General features: G+C 70.4%; 25 protein-coding genes and 7 pseudogenes. 16 read left to right on the plus strand and 16 right to left on the minus strand.

All coding sequences use genetic code 11. The features are described from left to right. Positions 1–6: 6 nt before the first annotated feature. From ACQUSR_RS02425 to ACQUSR_RS02455, 7 genes and pseudogenes are all read right to left on the minus strand, one after another. Positions 7–318, minus strand: coding sequence for a DUF1490 family protein (locus ACQUSR_RS02425; RefSeq protein WP_431040849.1), 312 nt, complete (start codon positions 316–318; stop codon positions 7–9). 32 nt (positions 319–350) lie between these two features. Further along, positions 351–1,217 carry a metal ABC transporter permease gene (locus ACQUSR_RS02430; RefSeq protein WP_431040850.1) on the minus strand — a complete coding sequence of 289 codons (867 nt, stop codon included), beginning with the start codon at positions 1,215–1,217 and terminating at the stop codon, positions 351–353. Further along, on the minus strand, positions 1,214–2,161 hold the full coding sequence (locus ACQUSR_RS02435; protein ID WP_431040851.1) for a metal ABC transporter permease: 948 nt from the start codon (positions 2,159–2,161) through the stop codon (positions 1,214–1,216). The genes ACQUSR_RS02430 and ACQUSR_RS02435 overlap by 4 nt, the downstream gene beginning before the upstream one ends. Further along, complete coding sequence (locus ACQUSR_RS02440; protein WP_431040852.1) at positions 2,148–3,149, minus strand: metal ABC transporter ATP-binding protein; 1,002 nt, start codon at positions 3,147–3,149, stop codon at positions 2,148–2,150. The genes ACQUSR_RS02435 and ACQUSR_RS02440 overlap by 14 nt, the downstream gene beginning before the upstream one ends. Next, entirely contained in the window at positions 3,146–4,096 is a 951-nt protein-coding gene (locus ACQUSR_RS02445) for a metal ABC transporter solute-binding protein, Zn/Mn family (protein WP_431040853.1), read from the minus strand. Before ACQUSR_RS02445 ends, ACQUSR_RS02440 begins: the two co-directional genes overlap by 4 nt. A 270-nt stretch (positions 4,097–4,366) precedes the next feature. After that, positions 4,367–4,507: pseudogene (locus tag ACQUSR_RS02450) on the minus strand (flavin reductase family protein); the annotation flags it as partial. Positions 4,508–4,584: 77 nt separating this feature from the next. Continuing rightward, the gene (locus ACQUSR_RS02455) at positions 4,585–5,175 is read right to left on the minus strand and encodes a TetR/AcrR family transcriptional regulator (RefSeq protein ID WP_431040854.1); all 591 of its coding nucleotides are present in this window, start codon (positions 5,173–5,175) and stop codon (positions 4,585–4,587) included. 156 nt (positions 5,176–5,331) lie between these two features. On the opposite strand from ACQUSR_RS02455, the pseudogene ACQUSR_RS02460 reads away from it, so the two are divergent. Together ACQUSR_RS02460 and ACQUSR_RS02465 are read left to right on the plus strand one after the other, a co-directional pair. After that, a pseudogene (locus tag ACQUSR_RS02460) lies at positions 5,332–5,454 on the plus strand (aldo/keto reductase); the annotation flags it as partial. A gap of 62 nt (positions 5,455–5,516) precedes the next feature. Next, positions 5,517–5,681: pseudogene (locus ACQUSR_RS02465) on the plus strand (hypothetical protein); the annotation flags it as partial. Between the two features lie 102 nt (positions 5,682–5,783). Here the strand turns inward: ACQUSR_RS02465 and ACQUSR_RS02470 are convergent. Beyond that, a pseudogene (locus tag ACQUSR_RS02470) lies at positions 5,784–5,918 on the minus strand (IS5/IS1182 family transposase); the annotation flags it as partial. A 109-nt stretch (positions 5,919–6,027) separates the two neighbouring features. On the opposite strand from ACQUSR_RS02470, the gene ACQUSR_RS02475 reads away from it, so the two are divergent. Further along, complete coding sequence (locus ACQUSR_RS02475; RefSeq protein WP_431047331.1) at positions 6,028–6,930, plus strand: EamA family transporter; 903 nt, start codon at positions 6,028–6,030, stop codon at positions 6,928–6,930. Between the two features lie 259 nt (positions 6,931–7,189). After that, positions 7,190–7,552 (plus strand): annotated as a pseudogene (locus ACQUSR_RS02480) (DUF664 domain-containing protein); the annotation flags it as partial. Positions 7,553–7,883: 331 nt separating this feature from the next. On the opposite strand, the gene ACQUSR_RS02485 reads toward ACQUSR_RS02480, so the two are convergent. After that, the gene (locus ACQUSR_RS02485) at positions 7,884–8,813 is read right to left on the minus strand and encodes a LysR family transcriptional regulator (RefSeq protein ID WP_431040855.1); all 930 of its coding nucleotides are present in this window, start codon (positions 8,811–8,813) and stop codon (positions 7,884–7,886) included. Between the two features lie 32 nt (positions 8,814–8,845). Then, the gene (locus tag ACQUSR_RS02490; protein WP_431040856.1) at positions 8,846–9,031 is read right to left on the minus strand and encodes a hypothetical protein; all 186 of its coding nucleotides are present in this window, start codon (positions 9,029–9,031) and stop codon (positions 8,846–8,848) included. Between the two features lie 76 nt (positions 9,032–9,107). Between ACQUSR_RS02490 and ACQUSR_RS02495 the strand changes: the two genes are divergently transcribed. The 7 genes from ACQUSR_RS02495 to ACQUSR_RS02525 all read left to right on the plus strand — a co-directional run bounded on the left by ACQUSR_RS02495 (position 9,108) and on the right by ACQUSR_RS02525 (position 15,899). Then, positions 9,108–9,701 carry a short chain dehydrogenase gene (locus ACQUSR_RS02495; protein WP_431040857.1) on the plus strand — a complete coding sequence of 198 codons (594 nt, stop codon included), beginning with the start codon at positions 9,108–9,110 and terminating at the stop codon, positions 9,699–9,701. A 127-nt stretch (positions 9,702–9,828) separates the two neighbouring features. Continuing rightward, positions 9,829–10,200, plus strand: a complete 372-nt coding sequence (locus tag ACQUSR_RS02500; protein ID WP_431040858.1) for an ATP-binding protein — start codon at positions 9,829–9,831, stop codon at positions 10,198–10,200. A 76-nt stretch (positions 10,201–10,276) separates the two neighbouring features. Beyond that, positions 10,277–10,603 carry a PepSY domain-containing protein gene (locus ACQUSR_RS02505; RefSeq protein WP_431040859.1) on the plus strand — a complete coding sequence of 109 codons (327 nt, stop codon included), beginning with the start codon at positions 10,277–10,279 and terminating at the stop codon, positions 10,601–10,603. 47 nt (positions 10,604–10,650) lie between these two features. After that, positions 10,651–12,012, plus strand: a complete 1,362-nt coding sequence (locus ACQUSR_RS02510; RefSeq protein ID WP_431040860.1) for a hypothetical protein — start codon at positions 10,651–10,653, stop codon at positions 12,010–12,012. A 214-nt stretch (positions 12,013–12,226) separates the two neighbouring features. Then, entirely contained in the window at positions 12,227–12,523 is a 297-nt protein-coding gene (locus tag ACQUSR_RS02515) for an SHOCT domain-containing protein (RefSeq protein ID WP_431040861.1), read from the plus strand. After that, positions 12,523–13,341 (plus strand): ABC transporter ATP-binding protein, encoded by an 819-nt coding sequence (locus ACQUSR_RS02520; protein WP_431040862.1) that lies wholly within the window; start codon positions 12,523–12,525, stop codon positions 13,339–13,341. The genes ACQUSR_RS02515 and ACQUSR_RS02520 overlap by 1 nt, the downstream gene beginning before the upstream one ends. After that, positions 13,338–15,899, plus strand: coding sequence for an ABC transporter permease (locus tag ACQUSR_RS02525; RefSeq protein WP_431040863.1), 2,562 nt, complete (start codon positions 13,338–13,340; stop codon positions 15,897–15,899). Before ACQUSR_RS02520 ends, ACQUSR_RS02525 begins: the two co-directional genes overlap by 4 nt. 99 nt (positions 15,900–15,998) lie before the next feature. Here the strand turns inward: ACQUSR_RS02525 and ACQUSR_RS02530 are convergent. Beyond that, a pseudogene (locus ACQUSR_RS02530) lies at positions 15,999–16,193 on the minus strand (VOC family protein); the annotation flags it as partial. Between the two features lie 115 nt (positions 16,194–16,308). On the opposite strand from ACQUSR_RS02530, the gene ACQUSR_RS02535 reads away from it, so the two are divergent. The 3 genes from ACQUSR_RS02535 to ACQUSR_RS02545 all read left to right on the plus strand — a co-directional run bounded on the left by ACQUSR_RS02535 (position 16,309) and on the right by ACQUSR_RS02545 (position 18,056). Continuing rightward, positions 16,309–16,599 carry an endo alpha-1,4 polygalactosaminidase gene (locus ACQUSR_RS02535; protein ID WP_431047333.1) on the plus strand — a complete coding sequence of 97 codons (291 nt, stop codon included), beginning with the start codon at positions 16,309–16,311 and terminating at the stop codon, positions 16,597–16,599. Next, the gene (locus tag ACQUSR_RS02540) at positions 16,514–16,729 is read left to right on the plus strand and encodes a hypothetical protein (protein ID WP_431047335.1); all 216 of its coding nucleotides are present in this window, start codon (positions 16,514–16,516) and stop codon (positions 16,727–16,729) included. The genes ACQUSR_RS02535 and ACQUSR_RS02540 overlap by 86 nt, the downstream gene beginning before the upstream one ends. Positions 16,730–17,096: 367 nt before the next feature. Next, positions 17,097–18,056, plus strand: a complete 960-nt coding sequence (locus ACQUSR_RS02545; protein ID WP_431040864.1) for an alpha/beta hydrolase family protein — start codon at positions 17,097–17,099, stop codon at positions 18,054–18,056. A 390-nt stretch (positions 18,057–18,446) separates the two neighbouring features. On the opposite strand, the gene ACQUSR_RS02550 is transcribed toward ACQUSR_RS02545, so the two are convergent. Then, the gene (locus tag ACQUSR_RS02550; RefSeq protein ID WP_431040865.1) at positions 18,447–18,887 is read right to left on the minus strand and encodes a luciferase family protein; all 441 of its coding nucleotides are present in this window, start codon (positions 18,885–18,887) and stop codon (positions 18,447–18,449) included. Between the two features lie 63 nt (positions 18,888–18,950). Beyond that, positions 18,951–19,082 carry a hypothetical protein gene (locus ACQUSR_RS02555; protein WP_431040866.1) on the minus strand — a complete coding sequence of 44 codons (132 nt, stop codon included), beginning with the start codon at positions 19,080–19,082 and terminating at the stop codon, positions 18,951–18,953. Here ACQUSR_RS02555 and ACQUSR_RS02560 point away from each other — a divergent pair. Next, a pseudogene (locus tag ACQUSR_RS02560) lies at positions 19,081–19,134 on the plus strand (hypothetical protein); the annotation flags it as partial. The gene ACQUSR_RS02555 and the pseudogene ACQUSR_RS02560 overlap by 2 nt on opposite strands. A gap of 119 nt (positions 19,135–19,253) precedes the next feature. Here ACQUSR_RS02560 and ACQUSR_RS02565 read toward each other — a convergent pair. The 3 genes from ACQUSR_RS02565 to ACQUSR_RS02575 all read right to left on the minus strand — a co-directional run bounded on the left by ACQUSR_RS02565 (position 19,254) and on the right by ACQUSR_RS02575 (position 20,333). Next, the gene (locus ACQUSR_RS02565) at positions 19,254–19,727 is read right to left on the minus strand and encodes a VOC family protein (RefSeq protein ID WP_431040867.1); all 474 of its coding nucleotides are present in this window, start codon (positions 19,725–19,727) and stop codon (positions 19,254–19,256) included. Between the two features lie 283 nt (positions 19,728–20,010). After that, positions 20,011–20,169, minus strand: coding sequence for a hypothetical protein (locus tag ACQUSR_RS02570; protein ID WP_431040868.1), 159 nt, complete (start codon positions 20,167–20,169; stop codon positions 20,011–20,013). A gap of 17 nt (positions 20,170–20,186) precedes the next feature. Next, entirely contained in the window at positions 20,187–20,333 is a 147-nt protein-coding gene (locus tag ACQUSR_RS02575; protein WP_431040869.1) for a hypothetical protein, read from the minus strand. A 96-nt stretch (positions 20,334–20,429) separates the two neighbouring features. Here ACQUSR_RS02575 and ACQUSR_RS02580 point away from each other — a divergent pair, with 96 nt between their 5' ends. Next, positions 20,430–20,906 (plus strand): hypothetical protein, encoded by a 477-nt coding sequence (locus tag ACQUSR_RS02580; RefSeq protein ID WP_431040870.1) that lies wholly within the window; start codon positions 20,430–20,432, stop codon positions 20,904–20,906. The last annotated feature ends 197 nt before the right edge of the window (positions 20,907–21,103 follow it).

Genomic DNA, 21,103 nt, shown 5'->3' on the forward strand with positions numbered 1-21,103 from the left:
GATCGCTCAGTGCTCGTGGTCGTGCTCGTGGCCCTCGATGTCGACCGCGGAGGGTGGCGGTGCTTCCTCGCCGAGTGAGGAACGGGCCTCGGCGAGCATGTCCCCGGCCTTCAACCGGGCTTCCTCGGCGGCGGAGCCGAGCCACCGCCCGGCGACGATCCCGCTCGCGAGGCTCCCTACCAGGGCCTTGCGCGCCGCGGGTTTGGCTCTCGGTGCGGCTTTCGCCGCTCCGCGCAGCACAGCTCCACCGACAACGCCGGAGACGACGTAGTGCGCGAGACGGCCGGCAGCGGCACCGGCGACAGCGACGGGATGCATGGGACCTCCCTCATCGAACGACGTGCGGCGGCCTACGCAGCTAAGTCAATTCTCTCCCTTTTGCGGCTTATGGGGACCAGGAAGGTCGCGGCGTAGACGGCAGTGGCCACGGCGATGACGGCTGAGCTGGGCGGGAGCTTGGGAATCGCGTAGCTGAGTGCGAGTCCCGACCACATCTCGGCCACGGCCAGGCCGGCGGACAGGGCGAGCGCACGGTACGGCCGGTGGGTCAGGCGCATCGCCGCACCGGCGGGGGCTGCGAGCAGGCCGAGCAGCAGCAGGGCCCCGACCGCCTGGGTGGCCTCCGCCGCGCAGGCGCCCACCAGCGCGAGGAACCCGAACCCCAGCGCCCGGACCGGTACCCCCCGGGCGGCGGCCACGGCCTCGTCGAGGGAGGCGAAGAGCAGCGGTCGGGAGAGCAACAGCATCGCCAGGCAGATCCCGGCCGCGATCAACGCCGCCAGCTGGGCCCGGGCGGCGGAGAGCCCGAAGATCGACCCGAACAGGACGCTGACCCCGGCGCGGCTGTCGGCCGTGCTGCGCGAGGTGGTGTAGAGCGCGAGGAAGAAGACGCCGAGGCCGAGGATCCAGGAGAAGACGCTGCCGATGGCGACGTCGTCGGTCCTGCCGCGGTGGCCCAGCGCGCCCAGCAGCAGCGCGACGGCGATGGTGGCCGTGAACAGGCCGAGCCGCGGGTCGTAACCGAACGCGAGCGCCGCCACCGCCCCGGTGAAGGCCACATGACTGAGGGCGTCGCTGGTGAAGACCTGGGCGCGCAGGACGAGGAAGTAGCCGACCAGCCCGCAGGCGGCCGCGATGGCCGTCCCCGCCAGCACGGCGTGCTGGAAGAACGGCTGGTCCAGCGCACCGGCCAGCTCCGGGGCGGTCGCCGCGTTCACCGGGCCTCCCCCGCAGGGTGAGCCGGGTGCGGTCGGCCGGCGCCCAGAGGCCGGTGAGTGCGCCTTCGTACAGCCCGACCGCACCGGACCAGCACGTAGGCGCCGAAGGCGAAGCTCGTCACCCAGAAGCCGATGGGGTACGGCGAGTAGTAGGCGACCGTCAGGCTCAGCCAGGTCACGGTGAGGCCGATGGCCACGGCCAGAGCCAGACCGCGGCCCGGTCTGGCGGTGAGCTCATGTGCGGTGGCCGGTGGCATCACCAGGAGCGCGAAGACCAGCAGCGTGCCGGTGATCTGGCTCGCCTCGGCGACAGCCGCTCCCAGGAGGACCAGGAAGACCACGGACAGGGCCCGCACCGGCACCCCTCGCGCGGCGGCGACGTCCGGATCCACGGACGCGAACAACAGCGGGCGCCCGACGATCGCCAGCGCGGCGAGCACCGCCACCGCCACCGCGGTCAGGAGAAGCACCTGCCCCTGGGTGATGCCGAGGAAGCGGCCGAACAGCAGCTCGTTGGTCCCGCTGAGCGAGCCCCGGTACAGCGCGATGAAGAGGAATCCACAGCCGAGCAGGAACGCCTGCACCGTCCCGATCAGCGCCGACTCCTCCGCCCTCCCGCCCTGGCCCGCCCTGGGCACGGCCGCGATGACCAGGGCGGCGGCCAGGCAGAAGGCGAAGTAGCCGTAGACCGCGCTGACGCCGAGCAGGGTGGCGCCGGCGGCGCCCGGGAACCCCACCACGGCGAGGGTGTGACCGGCGAAGCTCTGCCGGCGCAGCACCATGAACCAGCCGATGGCGGCAGCCAGGACGGCGACGACCGTTCCCGCCCGGAACGCGTTGACCATGAACGGGTAGGACCAGATCTCCTGCAGGTCGGTGATCGGATTCCACGACCAGGCCGGCTCGGCGTCAGCCCGGACCGGACCAGCCTCAGCCCGGACCACCGGAGCCTCCCGCCGGCGGGCCCGCGGGCGGGTCGGCCGGGCCGGTCGGGTGCCGGGCGGCGTGGATCGCGGGCGCCTCCGGCTGGCCGACGACCACCAGTCGGCCGTCGTGTGTGCGCAGCACCTCCACCCGCGTGCCGTACAGCCGCGAGAGCGTCTCGGTGGTGATCACTTCCTCGGGTCGTCCGGCGGCCGCGCCGCCCTCGGCGATGTACACCACCCGGTCCAGATAGGGCAGGATCGGGTTCACGTCGTGGGCGACCATCACCACGCCCACGCCCTCCTCCCGGCAGATACGGCTGATCAGCGCGGCGGCCGACGCCTGGCTGGGCAGGTCCAGCCCGTCCAGCGGCTCGTCCAGCAGCAGCAGCTGCGGGCGGCGGACCAACGCCTGCGCGATCAGCAGCCGCTGCTGCTCGCCGCCCGAGCACGCGCCGATCGGCCGGTGCGCGTACGCCGACGCGCCGACCAGCTCGATCACGTCGGCGATCCGCGCCCGGACTGCACGGCGCCGCGCGCTGAACCGGGCCGGCCAGGGCAGCGGCGTACCCCAGCGGTCACCGTCGAAGCCGAGCCGGACGATGTCCGCGCCCCGGACCCGTACGGAGACATCGAAGCCGCGCCGCTGCGGCAGATATCCGATGCGGTGGTTCGCGTGCCCGGCGCTCGCGCCGAGGACCCGCACCTCGCCCGCCGCGGGCCGCAGCAGCCCCAGGAGGATCTTCACCAGGACCGTCTTGCCCACTCCGTTGGGCCCGAGGACGGCCACGAACTCGCCCGCGCCGATGTCGAGGTCCACGCCCGACCACAAGGTGCGGTCACCGATTCGGGCAGCGGCGCCGCGCAGGGAGACCAGCCGGCCGTCCGCTGGTGAGAGGGCGGGAGCAGGCCGCAGGGCGACGGGCTCAGGAGCGTTTCCGGTGGCCTGCCCGGCCCGGGAGGCCGCCCGGTTCCGTGTCACCTCGCGGACCCATGCCGACGGATTCATCGTCCGCTCCCTGTCCCCTCGGCAAGGGCTCGGGCGATGTCCTGGAGTTGGGATACCTGCCAGTCCTGGAACGAGGCGTCCGCCGGGACCGGGGTCTCGGTGACCGTGGCCACCGGGATGCCCGCCGCCTTCGCCGCCTTCACCTGGGCCTGGACGTCCGGAGTGGAGTTCTGGCTGTTGTAGACGAAGATCTTGATCTCTTTGTTCTTGATCTGCCGGTCGACGGCGGCCTTGTCCCGGGCCGTCGGGTCGGCGCCCTCGCTGATGGCGTCGAGGAAGGATTCGGGCGTGAGCACCTTCAGCCCCAGCCCCTCGGCGAGCGGCGGAACGATGGACTCCGACGCCCCGATCGGCGTGCCCCCGTACGTCTTCCCGATCTCGGAGATCAGCTCGTTGTAGCGGGCCAGCGTCCGGTCTTCGAACGTCTGCTTGCGCTTGTCGAAGTACGCCGCGTCGTCCGGGGCCAGCTTCTTGTAGTCCGCCGTGACCCGGTCGATCACCCGGTGCACGTACTCCGGCGAGTACCAGAGGTGAGGGTTGCCGCCTTCCCCGACCCCCACCAGGTCGCCCACGGTCAGCACGGTCCGGCCCTCGACAGGATTGGCCGCCAGCAGCTTGGGCGCCCAGGCGTCGTAGCCGGCGCCGTTGACGATCACGTACCGCGCGTCCGCGACCGTACGGGCGTCCGCCGCGGTCGGCTCGTAGTCGTGCGGGTCCGCGTCCGGGTTGTCGATGATGCTGGTGGTGTCCACCTTGTCGCCGCCGAGCTGTTCGGCGATGCTGCCCCAGAAGTTCTCCGCCGCCACGACGCGGATCCGCGAAGAGGCATCACCCGAATCCGAGGATGAGCTGGAGCAGGCCGCGCCGATCACCACCAGAGCCGTGGCGGAGGCGAGTGCGAGCAGGGTCGTACGGCGATCCGCTGTCCGCGAGGGGAGCGCACACATAGGCGTCCTCCTGGGGGCCGAACGGACCCGCTGGGGCAGGCCCACTGCCTAGGAACACCTCCACCCTAAGCAGGAACGATTTTCAGCACCAGACAAGACAGGACGCGGACACCAGCACCCGTACGGGTGCGCTCCCCCGCGCCGACCTCGCAAACCTCACCCTCCGCCAGATCGCAGGTGCGTCAGCACGGGTACGCAGCGCCATACTTCGACGGTTGCCGCGCCCTCTGACCTGGGCTAACGTCCCCGTAGCCGATACCGCTCTCGTCAGAACTTCGCAGGGGCGAGGTTGTCGGCGCCGTCCGCCGAGACGGTGGAGACCCACGCGATGGGGCGGGGCACGACGGTGGCGGTCAGCAACCGGTAGAACGCGTTGCGGTCACACTGCTCGGGGTCGAAGTCGATGCGCATGCCAGCCAGTATCCACATCGAGACGGCACGACCCGGGCGGTCTACCGCGAGAACGACACCTCCGTGATCAAGAAGAGCTAGTGCGGTCGGCGCAGTCCTGCGATGAGGAGTTCGACCAGTCGACGTGCGTCGTAGCGGGGATCGCTGTCCGCGCCGATGCAGAGGTTCCCGACGCCGCGCATGAGTTCGTAGGCATCCATGTCGGATCGAGTCTCGCCAGAACTGGCCGCGGCTTCGAGCAGCTGGGCACACACGGGCACGAGCCGGTCGAGGAAGTAGGCGTGCAGCGTGTCAAAGCCGGCGTCGTCGGACCGCAGCACGGCGGCGAGTCCGTGCTTGGTGACCAAGAAATCGACGAACAGGTCGATCCATTGCCCTAGTGCGGCGTGAGGAGTTGCGCTGGTCGCCAGCAGGGCTGGACCGGCCTCGGCGCAGGCGTCGATCTGGTGCCGGTAGACGGCGATGATGAGTTCCGCTCGCGTCGGGAAGTGGCGGTAGATCGTACCCAGCCCGACGCCGGCCTTTGCCGCGATGTCGCGTACCGGCGCTTCCACGCCTGACGTCACGAAGACCGCGGCGGCGGCGTCGAGCAGCGTCTCCTTGTTACGCCGGGCGTCCTTCCGCTTGGACGGGGCTGCGTGCCCCGCGCCCTCGTCGCTGCCGTTCACCGTGCCACTCCCTCCGCTACCGACCTCGCCAAAAGGGGACAGCGTTCCGTATCGCTATCGGAACAAGGTTCCGTTTCGCTCATGATGCCAGGGCAGGGCCCGGCAACCAAGCCGCGCATCGCCACCACGCTTCATCCGCAATGGAGGACCACGGTCATGCGGTACCACGCCTTGGGCCGCACCGGTGTGCAGGTCAGCTCCCTCGCGCTCGGCGCGATGAACTTCGGCACGATCGGGCGCACCACCCAGGACGAGGCCACCGCCATCGTCGATGCCGCGGCCGGATCCCGCTGCACGCCACCGCTCCCGGGCTCGTCCTGCTGGCGTTCGCCCCCACCCAGGTGCAAGAGGACTTCCTCGCCGTCGATGGGCCAACCGACGAGGACGAGCTGATCGGAACGGTCGAGGCGCGGCGGTCCCGGCTCGCGTCCATCCGCCGCGACCGGTACGCGGTGTTCTCACGTCCCCAATGGGACGTCTCCATGACCGGCGTCGCCGCGCCCGCCCTCGACCGACACCAGACCGTCATCGCCGCCATCTCGGTCATCACCCCGTCCGACCAGATGGGGCACTGGCGATGCCGACGAAGGCGAGGAAGGCGAGGAGTGTTCGGCTTTGCGTTCGTAGCGGCGGTGTCGGTGCCGGATCCGTTGAGCCAGGACATCGTCCGTTCCACGAGCCAGCGGTGCCGGCCGAGTTGGCTGGAGGTTTCCACGCCGCAGGCGGGCGATCCGCGGCACGATCTACCGGCGTCGCAGCCAAGCGCGCAGATGGGGTAGGTCGCGTCCCGGAATCCGAGAAAAATCACGTGCCGCGCGGCGCCCGATCGTCGAGAATCCACGCGTGGCCACCATGAACGTCAACAGGACTGAACGCGGCCTGTCCCCCCGCTCCTCCTTGACCGCGGTGGCCGGACGTACCTTCGGCGCGATCCCGCCACCGGCGCTGGTACTGCTCGGCATCGTCAGCGTTCAGGTGGGCTCGGCATTGGCCAAGCACCTGTTCAGCACAGTGGGCAGCTCCGGGACAGTCGCGTTGCGGCTGTTCTTCGCGGCGGCGGTGCTGATGCTGTTGTGGCGGCCGTCACTACGCATGAATCGTCGCACGTGGACAGTAGTGCTCAGCTACGGCGTGACTCTCGGCTTGATGAACCTGTGCTTCTACCTGGCGCTGGCCCGGATCCCGCTGGGGATCGCGGTAACCATCGAGTTCCTTGGGCCGCTGGGGGTGGCCCTGGCCGGATCGAGACGATGGCTGGACGCTTTCTGGGCCGTGCTCGCGGCAGGCGGTGTGGTCCTGCTGATGGGGGGACGGGGCGACCTCAACCTTGTCGGCCTTCTGTTCGCCCTCGCCGCAGGAACGTGCTGGGGCCTGTACATCCTGGTCGGCGCGGCGCTGGGCCGCCACACCACGGAAGGCAACGGTCTGGCTCTGGGAATGGCCGTCGCGGCACTGGTGGCTGTGCCATTCGGCGTGGCCGACAGCGGAACGGCGCTGGTTCAGCCGTGGGTCCTGGTTGCGGGGCTCGGCGTAGCACTGTTGTCGTCGGTGATCCCGTACTCGCTGGATCTGGAAGCACTACGCAAAATCCCACCGCGCGTGTTCGGCATCCTGATGAGCCTCGAACCAGCGATGGCGGCCCTCATCGGCCTCATCGTGCTTCAGGAGTCGCTGCACTGGTCGCAGTGGATCGCGGTGCTGTGCGTGGTGGCCGCATCGGCGGGCGCCGCACGCGGCACCCGCCCAGACGTCTGACCGCCGACCCATCCCGCCCATCCCGCCCATACCAGCGGCAGCCTGCGTGCCAGGGTCTGCCACGAGGCGCAAAGGATCGGTGGAAGCTGCCGCAAGGTGCAGCCCGTGGTGGCGTCGAAGCTGATCGCTGCAAGCACCGCGCGGTCGTCACACCGCCGGCGAGCGTGCGTCGCTGGCCTCGTTCCTCGACTATCAGCGCGCCACGTTGGCCATGAAGTGCCGAGGGGTTGACCGATGAGCAGCTGAAGCAGAGGCCGTTCCGACCTCGGGCCTGTCCCTGCTCGGCCTCGTCCGGCATGCGGCCGAGGTCGAACGCAGTTGGTTCCGCATGGGACTGAGCGGAGAGCAGGGCGCGGCCCTGTGGCCCGCGGTCGATGGCACCTTCGGCGAGTTCCACGTGGATGACGCCGACGTCGACGAGGCGTTCACACTCTGGCGTGAGGCATGTGAGGGCTCCCGCACTGTCTCGGACGCCTTCGAGTCCCCCGACGACACGGTGGAGTTTCGGGGTGAAGCCACCTCGCTGCGCTACGTCCTGAAGCACATGATCGAGGAGTACGCGCGTGACAACGGCCACGCCGACCTGCCGCGCGAAGCGATCGACGGAGCGGTCGGCGAGTAGGTCGCCGGCTGCGCCTCAGCGCTCGGCGGCCGCGCGCACCACGGCATCGGTCAGTGTGGTCGCGGTGCGCACGGCGCTGGCGAGGGCCTCGTCAGGGCCGAGCCCGCGCAGGGTCCGTGAGGCAGAAGAGGGCTTCCGCGCTGAGTACGGACGCGCCTGCGCGGCAGCCATCCCAAAGGCCCGATTCGAGCTCCTTCACCACACCGGGCACGTGCCCCAGCTCGAAACCCCCGGGCAACTCCTTCCCGCGGTCTGGGACTTCGCCGACACCGACGCCACCAACAGGCCGGACCACTGCTGAACGTGAATGCGTGATGTCGGCTTGGTTGCGTCAGCTGTCCATGGTCAGGCCGGTGTCTGCGAGGCGGCCGTCGTGGCATACGGCACGGCAGCTGAGGATGAAGGCGTCGACGGCGTCGTCAACCAGTTGGGTGCGGGGCCAGGCGACACCGATCTGGCTGGGACTGACGCCCGTCACGGGCCGGTAGACGACATCTGGGCGCTGGTAGAAGCGGGCGGTCGCTTCGGGGGTGAGGCTGATGCCCTGGCCGTGGGCGATCGCGTTGAGCCATTCATCGGGGTGATGCGCGACCGCGCCGATACGCACCGGGTGGCCCTCGCGCTCATCGGTCGCGAGCCAGTAGTCGCGCCACTCCCCCGACTCGGCGGGAGTCGCCACGAACGGCTCGTCGTACAGATCCTGGAACCGGATGCGGTCCTCCGCCGCGAGACGATGCCCCGCAGGCAGGGCGATCCAGCGTGGCTCGGTCAGCAGCACCTCGACGTTGAAGTCGCTCTGCGCGGGCACGGGCAGGCGTAGCAGCGCCACGTCGACCTCGCCGGTGGCCAGCCCGGCGGTGGGGTCGGTCCATTCGGTCTGCCGCATCTGGACCCGCCAGCCGGGTCGGCGCCGGGCGAAGTCGGCGGTGATCAGTTGTGTGTGCTCATTGGCGGCGCTGGCGACGAAGCCGACCCGTAGCGTGCGTGCGGCCCGGGTCGTGGCGGCCCGGGTGACGCGCAGCGCGCGCTCCCAAGCGGTCAGCACGGCGCCGGCGTGGGCGGCCAGAGCCTCACCGGCCTCGGTGGGGGCCATCCCGGCGCGGGAACGGACGAAGAGGCCCACTCCCAGCTGGGCTTCCAGCTGCCGTATCTGCTTCGTCAGCGCGGGCTGTGAGATGTAGAGCCGTTCAGCGGCCCGCGTGAGGTTGCCTTCCTCGACCACTGCGGCGAAGTACCGCAGCAGACGGGTGTCGATATCCATGCCGCCAGGTTATGGAAGCAGGCATTGGACGACTACGGCGGGCTGGCGGGATCGTTGATCACGCGACCGGGCAGCCCGGTACGGAACCCATCCCGCTGTCGGGCACCAAGCGCGGGCTCGACGAGGTGGTCGGCTTCTTCGACCAGCTCGGTAAGGCGGGCTTCCAGGCCGAACCCGTGTTTCTCGGCAGCAACGGTGAGTACGTCGTCGACATCCACCGAGGCTGGGCGTGTGGGCCAACTTCCCGCTGGCGCCCCTTCCAACCCGCCTCGCCCGATAACGGAAGGAATCAGTGTGAAGATCATTGTGATCGGGGCAACTGGCACCATCGGCCGTGCAGTCGCAGCCGCGTTGGAGACCGAGCATGAGGTGATACGGGCTTCACGCAACGGCAGCACACGGGTCGACCTGGAAATACCGGCCTCCATCGACGCCCTCTTCGACACCGTCGGCAAGGTGGACGCGGTCATCTGCTGCGCGGCCAGCGGTCAGCTGACGCCGCTCACTTCCCCTTCCGACGACGAGTTCACTCTCGGACTGCAAGGCAAGCTGCTGGGGCAGGTGGCACTGCTGCGCCGGGCTCTGAACCACGTGCGGGACGGCGGCTCCATCACACTCACCAGCGGCACCTTTCAGGAGCCCACGCCAGGCGGCTCGTTCGGCGCTCTCGTCAATGCGGGGCTGGAGGCATTCGTCCAAGCTGCGGCCATCGAGATGCCCCGCGGGCTAAGAGTGAACGCCATCAGCCCAGGGTGGGTGAAGGAGATACTCGAAAAGCTCGGTATGGACAACGGGGGAGGCACGCCGTTGAGCGACGTCGCCCACGCCTACATGCAGGTTGTCACAGGAGAGATGCAGGGACAGGCCTTGACCCCTCTGCCCCGCTGACAGCCGGAGTGTCGGCAAACGAGGGGGATGTCGCTACTGAAACGGCTCGGTCGTGCGTCCGCTGCGGCGAGGTTGCCGATGTCGCGTTTGACCAGCGACCAGATGCCCTCCTACGGGTTCAGGTCCGGTGCGTAGGACGGGTAGCTCGTTGAGCCTCGGCCGGTCTGCGGGGCTGCGGCGCATGCTGCGCAATCTCGCGGACAACGCCGCCCGATACGCCCGCCGGCAGGTGGCCTTCACCCTCTCCGAACGGGCCGGGAGCGTGGTCCTCACCGTCGAGGACGACGGTGACGGCATCCCGGAGGCCGAGCGTGAGCGGGTCTTCGAGCGGTTCGTACGACTCGACGACGCCCGGGCCCGCGACCACGGAGGGACCGGTCTCGGCCTCGCGATCGTCGCCGAACTCGTCCGCGCGCACGGCGGCACGGTCGCGATCGCCGACAGCGGGCTGGGCGGGGCGCGCATCGAGGTGGTCCTCCCCTCCGCAGAGGGCGCGTGAGTTCAGCCTCTGTTCAGCACGCGCGGCGCACGATGGGGGTGCACAGGAATGGGGTGAGCAGGAGAGGAGCCCCGTGATGAACCGCAAGAAGAAGTGGATCGTCGGCGCGGTGGCCACCGCCGCCCTGATCGGCGGCGGAACGGGAATCGGCCTGGCGAGCAGCGGCGGGGACGACTCCGAGCCGCCGATCACCGGGCGCGCCCTGGAGAAGGCGAGCGCCGCGGCACTCGACCACACCGGCGGCGGCCGGGTCACCGACTCCGAGGTCGGCGACGAGGACGCCTTCTACGAAGTCGAGGTGACCCTCCCCGACGGCAGCCGGGTCGACGTCCACCTCGACGAGGGCTTCAAGGTCGTCGGCAGCCAGCCCGACCACGGCCCGGAAGACGAAGGCGACGACTGACCGCCGAGAACCGACCATCCTTCATCGATCTGGTGCAGGGGGACGTCATGCTGCGCCACGGAATAACCCGCCCCGTACTGCTGGCTATCGGTGTGGCCGCCGCGGTCGTCACCGGTGCCTGCGGCGATTCGGGCACCGATTCCGGCAGGCTGCCCGCGGGCCCGGCCTGTGTGAAATCCGAGGCGGACGGCAGATGCCTCCCCCTCGCCCCGACCGGCGACCGGGTGGACCTGGACAAGCCGGAGTTCTCCCACCCCACTGCGGTGACCAACCCCCTCCACCCCACCAGCAAGGTCGCCCAGACCCTCTACGGCGGCCGGGCCGACGGCGAACCGTTCCGGGCGGAGGTGACGCTCCTGCCCGGCAGCAAGACCATCACCTGGAACGGCGAGCGGATCGACGCGGTCATCTCGCAGTACGTCGCCTACCAGGACGGTCGTATCGCCGAGGTGGCGCTCGACTGGTACGCCCAGGCGGACGACGGATCGGTGTGGTACCTGGGCGAGGACGTGTTCAACTACGAAGACGGCGTCGTAGCCGACAAGGAGGGCACCTGGCAGGCCGGGAAGGACGGCACCGCCGCGATGATCATGCCCGCCGAGCCCGAGGTCGGTGACGCCTACCGCCCCGAGAACATCCCCGGCACGGTGTTCGAGGAGGTGAGCGTCAAGGCCGTCGACCAGACGGTGCCCGGCCCGAACGGCCCCGTGAAGGGGGCGATCACCGTCGAGGAGATCCACCAGGACAGCGCGCGTGAGGAGAAGATCTTCGCGCCGGGCTACGGCGAGTTCTCCACCGGAACCGGCCAGGGCGACCTGGAGGCCGTGACCCTCGCCGTACCCACCGATGCGGTAGGCGGCCCGGTTCCGGCCGAACTCACCCGCATCTCCGGCGCCGCGGACCGGGTGTTCGACACCGCGGGCACGGGGGACTGGTCCGGCGCGTCGGCCGCGGCGGCGACCGCGCAGCGGGCGCGGGACACCTTCCGCTCCGGCGACGTTCCGGCCGCACTCGGCGACCAGCTGAGCGACGCCGTGGACGCCATGAACGCGGCGGTCACCGCCCGCGACGCGGACGACGCCCGCCAGTCGGCCCTCAGGGCCGCGCAGGCCGACCTGGACCTGCAGCTGCGGCACCGGCCTCCTGCCGACATCGATGCCGCACGCCTGGCCCTCTGGGCCCGTCAGCTCCTCGTCGACACGGCCGCCGAAGACCACGGCGCCGTGGCGGGCGACGTGGCCACGCTGGAGCGGATCTGGGACCGAGTCGGCCACACCGCCGACAAGGACCCCGCCTCCCGCGTCGAGAACCGGCTCCGCGAGCTGCGCCAGGCGGCGGACGACCGGGACCTCACGGCCGTGGCTGAGAGCGTTCCCGCCCTGCGGTCGGCATGGAGCACGCTCCGATAGCGCAGCCGGGCGAGCAAGCCCGCGCACCGGGCGCCGCACCGACCCCGAGAGTCCTACCGGTTCACCGCTCCATGAGGTGGGCGTCCGTGCAGGCGAGGCATGTACTCCCCGCGGGGTACGCGGGGTGTCACCGGCCGTACGACGACGAGGTGCCTTGCCGCGATCAGGCTTGGTGGTGACGCAACAAGCATCGCCACCGAGGAGCTGAACCGAGATGAACACCTTGGCGCACGGATTCGCCGACGGAGGCGGGCCTGGTCCGTGGGTCTTGCTTTTCCCGCTGGTGTGGGCGCTGGTCGTGGCGGGCGGGATCTTCCTGCTGCGCCGCACCGTGTGGCGGGGCCGCGCCCCGTGGCAGCGGGACCGGGCCACCGGGCACGGCGAGCAGTCGCCGATCGCGCTGCTCGGCCGCCGCTTCGCCGCCGGGGAGATCGACGAGGACGAGTACTGGCGCCGACTGTCCGTCTTGGACGAGCAGTTCGGCCGTGCGGGCAGGGGTGGTGGTCTGTGATGGGCTCCCAGCCCGGGTCTGTGACGGGCTCCCAGCCCGGATCGGTGGCAGGCTCCCAACCCGCCGCCCGCGTGGTGGACGCGGTCAAGGTCTACGGATCGGGTGACACCGAGGTGACCGCCCTGGCCGGGGTGAGCCTCGACTTCCCCGCCGGCCGGTTCACCGCGATCATGGGCCCCTCCGGGTCCGGCAAGTCCACCCTGATGCACTGCGCGGCGGGGCTCGACACGCTCACCTCGGGGTCGGCGTACATCGCCGGCACCGAGCTGGGCGTACTCGGCGACCGCAAGCTGACACTGCTGCGCCGCGAGCGGATCGGATTCGTCTTCCAGGCGTACAACCTCGTGCCGACGCTGACGGTCGCCGAGAACATCACGCTGCCGCGGGACTTGTCCGGCGCCCGCGCCGACGCGGAGCAGCGCGCCTGGGTGGACAGCCTGATCGACGTCGTCGGGCTGCGCGACCGGCTGCACCACCGGCCGAGCGAGCTGTCCGGCGGGCAGCAGCAGCGCGTGGCCGTGGCCCGCGCCTTCGCGAGCCGCCCCGACGTCGTCTTCGCCGACGAGCCGACCGGCAACCTCGATTCCCGCTCCGGCGAGGAGGTGCTGCGGCTGCTCGGCCGGGCGGTGCGCACTATGGGGCGTACGGTCGTCATGGTCACCCACGACCCGGTGGCCGCCGCCCACGCCGACGAGGTCGTCTTCCTCGCCGACGGGCGGCTGGTGGACCGGATGGCCGAGCCCACCGCCGCACGGGTCCTGGACCGGATGAAGGCGTTCGACGGCGGATCGCCCGCCCCGCGGGTGGTGGAGTCATGAACGGCCGCGCCACCCTGCGTATCAGCTCGGCCTCGTTGCGCGCGCACAAACGGCGCTTCGCGGGCACGTTCCTCGCCGTGCTGCTGGGCGTCGCCTTCCTCGCCGGCACGCTGGTGATGGGCGACACGCTGCGCGCCAGTTTCGACACCCTGTTCGGTAGGGCGAATCGCGGTACGGACGCGGTCGTGCGCAGCGCCGACGCCATCACCGTGCCCGGGGAGGGTCGGGGCACCCGCGCGCCCGTCGACGCCTCGCTCGCCGAGCGGATCGCGAAGGTGCCGGGCGTCGCCGCCGCCGTGCCCAGCGTCGAGGGCGCCGGACAGCTCGTGGGCCGCGACGGCGACCCCGTCGGCGGCCAGGGCCCGCCCACCCTCGCCGGCAACTGGATCACCGACACCGAGCTCAACCCGTACCGGATCGCGGAAGGCCGGGCGCCGCGCGCCTCCGGCGAGGCCGTCGTCAACCGGGGCGCGGCCGAGGCGGGCGGCCTGAGGATCGGCGACACCGCCGTGCTGCGCACCCCCGACCCCGTACGGGTGACGATCGTCGGCCTGGCGACCTTCGGCGGCGAGGACGGCATGGGCCGCAGCACCTTCACCGGACTGACCCGGGCCGACGCGGAGAAGTACCTCACCCCCGAGCCGGGGCAGGCCACGAGCATCCAGGTCCGGGCCGCCCCCGGCGTCGGGGAGCGGGAACTCGTCGACGCCCTGGAGCCCGTGCTCCCCAAGAGCGTCGAGGCGATCACCGGCCAGGAGGCGACCGAGGAGAACCTGGACGTCGTCTCCGGCCGGTTCCTGAACCTGTTCACCACGTTCCTGCTCGTCTTCGCCGGAATCGCGCTGCTGGTGGCCACGTTCAGCATTCACAACACCTTCACCATCGTCGTCGCCCAGCGCACCCGCGAGAACGCCCTGCTGCGCGCGCTCGGCGCCGCCCGCCGCCAGATCGTCGGCGCCACCCTCGCCGAGGCCGCGGTGGTCGCCGTCATCGCGTCCGGCGCCGGGCTGCTCGGCGGGGTCGGGATCGCCGCCGGGCTGCAGGCGCTGTTCCCGGCGGTCGGCTTCCCGTTCCCCGAAGGCGACCTGGTCATCGGCGCGGTCTCGCTGCTGCTGCCGCTCGCCGTCGGTGTGCTGGTCTGCCTGGCCTCCGCGCTGCTGCCCGCCGTACGGGCCGGGCGCACCGCGCCGCTCGCCGCGCTCCGCGAGACGGCCGTGGACACCTCCGGCGCCTCCCGGCGCCGGGCCGTCATCGGTGCGGCCCTGGGCGCCGCGGGCATCGCCCTGACCGCGGCCGGAGCCACCGCGGGCCCGTCGATCACGCTGGCCGGAACCGGGGCGGCGCTCACCCTCGCCGCGTTCATCGTCCTGGGGCCGGTCGCCTCGACCGCCGTCGTACGGGTCCTGGGCGGGCCGCTGCGCAGGCTCCGCGGCGTCACCGGGGCGCTCGCCCAGCGCAACGCGCTGCGCAGCCCCCACCGGACCGCGGCCACCGCCACCGCGCTGATGATCGGCGTCGCCGTGGTCGCGCTGTTCACCGTCTTCGCCGCCTCCCTGAGGACGACGATGGACCAGACGGTCTCGCGCGCCTTCGCCGGCGATGTGGCGGTCAGCGCGCCCGCGTTCGGCGCGGGCGGCAGCGGGCTCAGCCCCAAGCTCGCCCCGGCGCTCGACCGGCTGCCCGAGGTGGACACCGCGCTCGGCCTCGGCCGGGGCGTGGCGAAGGTCGACGGGGCGGGCCGGCAGCTGACCGTCACCGACCCCGCGGCCCTCGCCCGGGTCCTCGATCTCGGCCGGATCGACGGCAGCCTCGACGGACTCGGCACCCGCGGCCTCGCGGTCTCCGCCGGCGAGGCGGACAAGCGCGGCTGGCGGATCGGCAGCACCGCCGCGCTCACCTTCACCGACGGGCGGACCGAGCCGTACACGGTACGCGCGCTCTACGGCCAGGACGACCTGGCCGGCGACTACGTCATCACCCGCGCCGCATGGGCCCCGCACCGCGTACAGGACTCCGACACCCTGGTCGCCGTGTCCTTCAAGGACGGCGTGCCGATCGGCGACGGCAAGGCGGCGGTGGCGAAGACCGCTGCGGCGTACGGCGATCCGGAGGTCCAGACGCGCGACGAGTACGCCGCGTCCTCCGCCGCGGGCATCGACATGATGCTCACCCTCGTCTACGCGCTCCTGGCTCTCGCCGTCGTCATCGCCCTGCTCGGCATCACCAACACCCTCACCCTCGCCGTCCACGAGCGGACCCGCGAACTGGGCCTGCTGCGCGCCGTCGGCCAGACCAGGGCCCAACTGCGCGCCATGGTGCGCTGGGAGTCGGTGCTGGTCGCGGCGTTCGGCACGGCGAGCGGGCTGCTGCTGGGCGGCTTCCTCGGCTGGGCGCTGGTCCGGGCCTCCGACACCGCGGGCACCAGCGCCTTTACGCTCCCGCCGGTCCAACTCGCGGTCGTGGCCCTGGTCGGGCTCGCCGCCGGTGCGCTGGCGGGCTTGCGGCCCGCACGGCGGGCGGCCCGACTGGACGTACTGCGCGCCATCGCTACGGAGTGACGTACGGCCAGGTGGGCGCGAGGGCGGCCGGCACCTCCACGGCCTCGGCGAGTTACCGGAGCTGGACAGATTGACACCCGGGGGTTCTCCTCAGACGACCGGCTCGCGCCCCGTCGATTGGAACAGCGCGAAGTCCACGCCTCCACACCGGTACAGCAGCCCACCGGGCCGTTCATCCACGGGCTCCAGACCGAGCCGCTCGGAGTAGAAACGCCGAGCCCGGTCCAGGTCCTGGGCTGGAAGCCTGGTCGCCACGCGTGCCCGGGCCAGAACATCGCTGCCGCCTGCGCTCATGGCCCTACTGCGCCGTGAGCAGCCGTCAAAGCGGTGCAGCCAACAGGCGCATGCCGCCGCGGCCTCACCGATCGGGCGAATTCCGGAGGGGCGTCGCAAAGCGTGAGCCGCCGGGCTGGCGAAGCAGGGCAAGAGCCTCGGATTCGACCTCGCCGCCGCCGAGGAGTGCGGCCAGTACGACGAATGCGGTCAGTACGCCGCGGCCTTCGACGACCGCGTCTTCGTGATCGAGTACGAGGCGGCCGGCTTGGCGCCTGTACGCCCACCCCGCCGTGCCATGGCACGGCGGCTTCACGTTCACCAGCCCCCAGGACGATCACATCGACAAGGCGACATTCTTCGAGCGGTGCTTCCCCACAGCCGACCGACTCAAGGAGCAGCGACTGCTGCACGTCACCCCGGCTGACGAAGAACTGGTGCTCGTGTACTACGAGTACGAGCTGATGACAGGTGACCGGCATCGCAACGTCGAGGCGATCACCGTGCGGGACGGGCTCATCCAGGAGATGCAGGTCTTCTTCGGCGGCAAGGTGTGAACGTCCACAACGGCAGCGGCGACCTGTCGCCGCCGTTCCCGTGCGCGTTCCCGGCCGTTCGTCTCAGTCGGCGTTCAGGGCGTTACGCCTGGGCCCGTCCACCTCGCCGCCCCCGGGAGCATCGTGGCACGAGATCGCCGGGCTGCCCGCCGCCGAGATCCATGCCTTCGCCGCGGCCGCAGAGGTCTCTGCGGGCGGCGATGGCACCCTCCTTCCGATGGCCGTTGCCAAAGCGGAACACTGTTCCGTATATTAATCGGAACGGCGTTCCGTTTTCAGCGTAGCCGAAGCCGGACGCTCCCGACCGCCTCACCCGCCGCCAGCCGAACGAGACCGGCAGCAGAGGCCATCGAAGGGAATGCGCATCATGAGTGAATCGACTTACACGGCCGACACCGTCAACTCACCCGCTCCCGTCCTCTCGGTCAGTCCGGTGGTGCTGCCGGCTCCCGGCCGAGCCGTGGACCTACAGGTGCGGGTCTCCGCGCCCCTGACCGGGAGCGACCTGCCGGTGATCCTCCTCTCGCACGGTCAGGGCTACTCGAACAACCTCTCCTCACTGAACGGCTACGCCCCCCTCGCCAACTTCTGGGCGGCGCACGGCTTCGTCGTAATCCAGCCCACCCATCTGAGCTCGAGGACGCTGAGCCTGGACCCTGACGCCCCCGGAGCGCCGCTGTACTGGCGATCACGGGCCGAGGACATGAAGCTCATCCTCGACCACCTCGACGCGCTCGAGGCCGCCGTCCCGCAGCTCCTCGGGCGCCTGGACCGAGGCAAGGTCGCCGTAGCCGGGCACTCGATGGGCGGGCACACCGCGAGCCTGCTGCTCGGCGCCCGGCTCACCGATCCGCACGACGGAACGGAAGTGAACCTGACCGAGCCCCGGATCAAGGCGGGCGTGCTGCTTGCCGCACCCGGCGGAGGGGGCGATGCCCTCACCGAGTTCGTGGCAGAGAATTGGCCTTTCTTCTTGACCACGGATTTCTCCGAGATGACGACGCCCGCACTCGTGGTCGCCGGCGACAGGGACGACTCTGCCCACCTGACGGTTCGGGGCCCGGAATGGCACGCCGATCCGTACTTGCTCTCGCCGGGCCCCAAGTCCTTGCTCACCCTGTTCGACGCGGAGCACGGGCTCGGCGGGGTCTCTGGATACGACGTCGCCGAGACCACGGACGAGAACCCCGAGCGAGTGTCCGCGGTCCAGCGGCTCACCTGGGCATACCTCCGCACCGAGCTCTACCCCGGGGATCCCGCTTGGCAGACAGCGCGTGACGCGCTGACAGCAGGACCCAACCCGCTCGGACGGGTCGAATCCAAGTAAAGGGTTCCCCCGGGCGGTACGGGCGACGGCATGCAGATCGCCACCAATCTGCGCCTCGGCCTCGGCGGCGAGATAGACCGACGCGATGCGCAGCGGGCCGCTCCGCTCCGGAGGGGGCCGCAACAGCACTCCCTGGGTCGCCTCCGCCACCGACCTGAGCTGGGTCAGTTCCCGCTCGTGCCGTTCGCGACGGTGCGCGAAGGACGTCACGAACGCCGAGATCAGGATCAGAGCGGTGGTCTGGAAGGGGTGGTTGAGGTCCGTCAGGCTGGTGCCGCCACCAGCGCATGGCCGCCTATCACGGCCATCGATGAGCCCCACGGAGTCGCCGAAGGTTCACGGCTCCTGCAGTGCACACACCAGACGACGCCATGCCGGTCGCCGCCCCCGTCAACCGGGGCTGCCCTTGTCCTTCCGGCACCACGCGAAGAGCCGTCGTGACCGGCCCGGACGGTAGTGGGACGCCTGCGAGGATGCCCGGGTGCAGGGGTCCGTCCGAGCCGATTCGGCCGGCCCCGGTTGGCTTCCGGTCGCGAGCAGTGCGGCGCTGACAAGCGTGGCGAGCACGTCGATGTCGGAGCCTGTTTCGAGCCGGACCGTGACCCACGCAGATACCGCGGGCAGCTCAAGGGCGCTGGAATTCCGCAGAGCCGGACGCAGCCTGTCGATCATGTCACGTGTCAGGTGAACGTCGACCTCGTTGTCCCCATGGAAATGGACGATCTCCCGGGCACCGGCGCATAAGCAATCCCGTGCTCCGCAACCCGCACGCCCCCGCGAGAGCGCCGGCCAATCAGCCAGCCGTGCGTTCGCGTGTTCGGCCAGATTCATGTCCTCAGCCTGCCCTCTCCCAACCCGAAGGGATAGGGGCCGCGGCGAGAGGATCTCAGAGCCTCAGGGAACCGCGACGGCGATCTGCCCGGAGGAGAGCAGCTGGTCGAACGCTTGAACACCGAGCTTGCTGGCGGCGGTCATCTGGTTCGTGGCGACCACATGCCCGGATGGGGCGCCGCACGTGAGTCCCATGTGGGTCGATGTGGACGGTGGCAACCGCTGGTTCAACACCTCAGTGGGCAGGGTCAAGTTACGGAATCTGCGCAACGACCCGCGGGCGTGCCTCACCCACCACGCCGACCCGTTCGACCGCGTACAAGGGCCAGCGGACCTGGGGCAGCGGTACTGGTCGCCAATGCGGCTTCAGGCGCCTTGCAAGCCTTTCATCGCCGCGGCGGCACGTTCGGCCAGCTCCTCCGAGGGCACGTCCTCGACGTGCGTGGCGACGTTCCAGCGATGCCCGAAGGGGTCCTCGAACTGGCCCGCGCGGTCGCCATAGAACTGGTCCGCCATCGGCTGGAGCTCCTTGGCACCCTTCGCCATCGCCCGGGCGAAGGCGGCGTCCGCGTCGACCACGTATACGTACAGATTCACCGGAGTGCCACCGACCGCCTTCGGGCCCCGCGCGCCCATCTCCGGGAACTCGTCCGCGAGCATGATCACCGAATTCCCGATCTGCAGCTCGGCGTGGCCGATCCTGCCACCGGGTGCCGGAATGCGCATGCGCTCGGTCGCGCCCAGCACCTCACAGTAGAAGTCGATGGCAGCCGCCGCGCCATCGATGGCCAGATACGGCGTGACACGGGGATAGTCCTCGGGAATCGGCTTGACACTCACCGCACGTTCTCCTCTGAGTCTCGGATCCCCCGCCCGACAGGCTGCCACGCCCCCTGGCACCCCGCAGCCCGACGCAGCCGAACGGAGCACAGCGCCGCGACCCAGGCGACATGCCGCGCGAGCCCCGTGGGGGCGTGAGCTGCACACCGGTGGTGGTGCGGGAGGTGGCGTCGTCCTTGCAAGCGATCACATGACTCGGTGATCAAATGGTGCAGGATCTCACTGTCCCATACACACACCTCACAGAGCCGCCCCCAGCGGAACTGGCGACTCGGCCGGCTTCTCAAGGAGTGTTCGACTCCGCCATACCGGCGACCAGTTCCCGCAGTCTTGACGTGCGTTCCTGGAAGCCAGCAGTGTCGCCCGGGGCGCCGCCCCACGCCGTGCCGCCCCCGGCGATGCGGATCGCGCCGGACACGGCGACCGGGAAGTACGTCTCCACCTCGGCAATGCACCTGTTCAGTTGCCGAGGCCGTCGCCCAGCCGGCCCGCACTCTCGCCGCGAACCGCAAGGGGCAACCAGGTCCGCAGCACCGCACTCTTCCAGCTCGCCACCGAGATCCCCGCCGCGATCCCCGCCCGCACCTTCGGCATCCACACCGACATCGCCGTCGCCTGGCAACGCCTCTCCGGGCGACTGGGCCACCTATGCTGCCGAAGTCGGTCGACGCCCCGACCTTTCCGGCCAGCAGAGAGAAGCACATGACCATTGAGGACCAGCGCCTACTGGCTCTGCTGCGGAACCTGGACGATCCAGAACACTGGGAGTTTCCTCGGGACTACGACCATGTCGCCACCCGAGCCCGCTTCGATCAGCTCGCCGCACACCTCGACCAGGCATTCGGCTGCACATGCTCCGTTGATCGGGGAGTGCAAGATGCCAGTTTCCACGGCGACATTGTCATCCCAGCTGTCGCCACGAAGGGCCGTGACTTCATCATCGTCCGCTTCAGCAATTTCGGATCCCTGATCACCGCGACTACAGGAGGCGTCGCAGCCGATACCGCGGAGCCCGCCGACGGGCTACACGACGAGGACCGCAGCCGGATCACAGCCGCCGCAGCAGCACTCGACTGCGTCTGGATGCCCAGGCACGTGCTGAGGAAGCGATACGACGGACCGACGGAGATGGACGACTGGCAGCAGCTGTGGTGGCACCGCTACTTCGACTACATGTGAGCACGGACACCAGGCATTCAGACAGTTCCAATACCAACGTCGCAGCCGGCGGGCACGACGGGGCACGTGCGACCGACTCCGTCCGTCGCGCCGCGAACGCGTTCTCAAGGCCATCGGCTCCGCCCTCAAGAACGGCGGGGACATCACCGTAAAAAGGCTCTCGAAGAAGATGTGGCAGAGGATGTCGAGAACGGCCT

Origin of the sequence: Streptomyces sp. P1-3 (assembly GCF_050613155.1) — a bacterium.
Classification (GTDB): Bacteria; Actinomycetota; Actinomycetes; order Streptomycetales; family Streptomycetaceae; genus Streptomyces.

Coding starts and splice junctions, on each gene's coding strand:
- ACQUSR_RS02425 (WP_431040849.1), bottom strand. CDS start 318: ATGCATCCCGTCGCTGTCGCCGGTGCCGCTGCCGGCCGTCTCGCGCAC.
- ACQUSR_RS02440 (WP_431040852.1), bottom strand. CDS start 3,149: ATGAATCCGTCGGCATGGGTCCGCGAGGTGACACGGAACCGGGCGGCC.
- ACQUSR_RS02445 (WP_431040853.1), bottom strand. CDS start 4,096: ATGTGTGCGCTCCCCTCGCGGACAGCGGATCGCCGTACGACCCTGCTC.
- ACQUSR_RS02475 (WP_431047331.1), top strand. CDS start 6,028: ATGAACGTCAACAGGACTGAACGCGGCCTGTCCCCCCGCTCCTCCTTG.
- ACQUSR_RS02485 (WP_431040855.1), bottom strand. CDS start 8,813: ATGGATATCGACACCCGTCTGCTGCGGTACTTCGCCGCAGTGGTCGAG.
- ACQUSR_RS02505 (WP_431040859.1), top strand. CDS start 10,277: ATGAACCGCAAGAAGAAGTGGATCGTCGGCGCGGTGGCCACCGCCGCC.
- ACQUSR_RS02510 (WP_431040860.1), top strand. CDS start 10,651: ATGCTGCGCCACGGAATAACCCGCCCCGTACTGCTGGCTATCGGTGTG.
- ACQUSR_RS02515 (WP_431040861.1), top strand. CDS start 12,227: ATGAACACCTTGGCGCACGGATTCGCCGACGGAGGCGGGCCTGGTCCG.
- ACQUSR_RS02520 (WP_431040862.1), top strand. CDS start 12,523: ATGGGCTCCCAGCCCGGGTCTGTGACGGGCTCCCAGCCCGGATCGGTG.
- ACQUSR_RS02525 (WP_431040863.1), top strand. CDS start 13,338: ATGAACGGCCGCGCCACCCTGCGTATCAGCTCGGCCTCGTTGCGCGCG.
- ACQUSR_RS02545 (WP_431040864.1), top strand. CDS start 17,097: ATGAGTGAATCGACTTACACGGCCGACACCGTCAACTCACCCGCTCCC.
- ACQUSR_RS02550 (WP_431040865.1), bottom strand. CDS start 18,887: ATGAATCTGGCCGAACACGCGAACGCACGGCTGGCTGATTGGCCGGCG.
- ACQUSR_RS02555 (WP_431040866.1), bottom strand. CDS start 19,082: ATGGGACTCACGTGCGGCGCCCCATCCGGGCATGTGGTCGCCACGAAC.
- ACQUSR_RS02575 (WP_431040869.1), bottom strand. CDS start 20,333: ATGTCGGTGTGGATGCCGAAGGTGCGGGCGGGGATCGCGGCGGGGATC.
- ACQUSR_RS02580 (WP_431040870.1), top strand. CDS start 20,430: ATGACCATTGAGGACCAGCGCCTACTGGCTCTGCTGCGGAACCTGGAC.